General features: G+C 76.4%; 2 protein-coding genes and 1 pseudogene. 1 reads left to right on the top strand and 2 read right to left on the bottom strand.

Annotated features, from left to right (window positions below):
* Window positions 1-299 (bottom strand): hypothetical protein (locus G3I42_RS36955; protein WP_203606767.1); only part of this gene is annotated, 299 nt, incomplete at its 3' end.
* 210 nt (window positions 300-509) lie between these two features.
* Here G3I42_RS36955 and G3I42_RS13685 point away from each other — a divergent pair.
* The gene (locus G3I42_RS13685) at window positions 510-1712 is read left to right on the top strand and encodes an amino acid deaminase/aldolase (protein WP_164285773.1); all 1203 of its coding nucleotides are present in this window, start codon (window positions 510-512) and stop codon (window positions 1710-1712) included.
* Window positions 1713-1730: 18 nt separating this feature from the next.
* Here the strand turns inward: G3I42_RS13685 and G3I42_RS13680 are convergent.
* Window positions 1731-1913 (bottom strand): annotated as a pseudogene (locus G3I42_RS13680) (DUF2510 domain-containing protein); the annotation flags it as partial.

Genomic DNA, 1913 nt, shown 5'->3' with positions numbered 1-1913 from the left:
CCACCCCGCTCGGGTACCTTCTCGGCGCCACTCCGCTCCCGCGCCTCGGCGTTCGTCCGCTCCCGCGCCTCGGCGCCACCCCGCTCCCGTATCCCGGCGGTCTCCGCGTCCCGCGCCTGCCCGTTCCCCTTCTCCCTCTCCTCCCCCGCCGCGCGCGGCGGGCGCAGGCGCGGGAGCGGGACGCGGGGCGCAGTCGTCGGCGGGGGCACGGTCGTGGGCGGGGGCACAGTCGTCGGCCGGGCCGCAGGCGTCGGGGGCCGGTCCGGTGTGGGCGGCAGTGGCCGGGCGTCCGTGCTCATGCGCTGCCCGTGTCCTTCCGTTCGCCGACGGGCCCGGGCCCGCGCGGCGGGCGGGCGCGGCGGCTCGGGTGCCGGTCACTTTACGGGGTCCCGGAGTCCTCCGGGGCCGGTGTGCGCGGGCCGTCTCTTTGGCCCGGAACATCCCCTGGGGGGCGGTGTGTTCGCTTCCTCCCTCTACCCATCGGTAGGGGGGTCTGGCAGGCTGCGCGCATGACCGTCCGCGCAGCCGACCGGGCCCGCTACGACCGGGCCACCGCACACCTCGAAGCGCCGCTCGCCCTCGTCGATCTGGACGCCTTCGACGCGAACGCCGACGACCTGGTGCGCCGCGCCCAGGGCAAGCCGGTCCGGGTCGCGAGCAAGTCGGTGCGCTGCCGCGCCCTGCTCGAACGGGTCCTCGCGCGACCGGGGTTCGCGGGGATCATGTCGTTCACGCTGGCGGAGTCGCTGTGGCTGGCCCGCGAGGGCTTCGACGACGTGCTGCTCGCCTACCCCTCCACCGACCGTCCCGCGTACGCCGAACTCGCCGCCGATCCCAAGCTCGCCGCCGCCGTGACGGTCATGGTCGACGACCCGGCACAGCTCCGCCTCATCGACGCGGCCCGCGAGGGCGGCACCGAGGAGATCCGGGTCTGCCTCGAACTGGACACCTCGCTGCGGCTGTTGGGAGGCCGGGTGCGGGTGGGCGCGCGCCGCTCGCCGCTGCACTCGCCCGCGCGGGTCGCCGACATGGCGCGCGCGGTGGCGCGGACGCCGGGTTTCCGGCTCGTCGGGATCATGGCGTACGAGGGTCATGTGGCGGGCGTGGGCGACAAGCTGGCGGGGCGTCCGCTGCGGTCCCGGGCGGTACGGCTCATGCAGGCCGCCGCGCGCCGCGAACTGGCCGCGCGGCGGGCCGAGGTGGTGCGCGCGGTGCGCGCGGTGGCGCCCGGTCTGGAGTTCGTCAACGGCGGCGGGACGGGGAGCGTGCAGCACACGGCAGCGGAGGACGCGGTGACGGAGATCGCGGCGGGCTCCGGGCTGTACGTGCCGCGCCTCTTCGACAACTACACGTCGTTCACGGGCCGTCCGGCGGCGCTCTTCGCGATGCCGGTGGTGCGCCGCCCGGGCGTCGGTGTGGTCACGGTGCTCGGCGGCGGCTACCCGGCCTCGGGGGTCGCCGGGCGGGACCGGCTGCCCGTCCCGTACCTGCCCGAGGGGCTCTCGTACGATCCGCAGGAGGGGCCCGGCGAGGTGCAGACGCCGCTGCTCGGCGCGGTCGCCGACGACCTGCTCATCGGCGACCGGGTGTGGTTCCGGCACGCCAAGGCCGGGGAGCTGTGCGAGCGCTTCGACCGGCTGCACCTCGTCCGGGGCGACGAGGTGACCGGGACGGTGCCGACGTACCGCGGCGAGGGCCGTACGTTCCTCTGAACACCGCCCGGGTAAGCGTCAGTTCGCCGCTCTGATGCCCTCCGCCGTCTCGTCGAGCACCGCGGGTCCCGCCGGGTCTGCGTCCGCGTCGAGCCGGGCCCGTACGACGAGGAGCGTGCCCGGCGTGTGGGGGGCGGGGAAGACGAGGGACTGGACGTAGCCGCCCGCGCCCTCGCGCGGCACGCAGCGGCGGCGCACGAG

The sequence above is a fragment of the Streptomyces sp. SID11385 genome, from assembly GCF_010548245.1.
GTDB lineage: Bacteria > Actinomycetota > Actinomycetes > Streptomycetales > Streptomycetaceae > Streptomyces.
The sequence above is the reverse complement of the archived record's forward strand: the minus strand, read 5'-3'. Positions and strand labels throughout refer to the sequence as shown.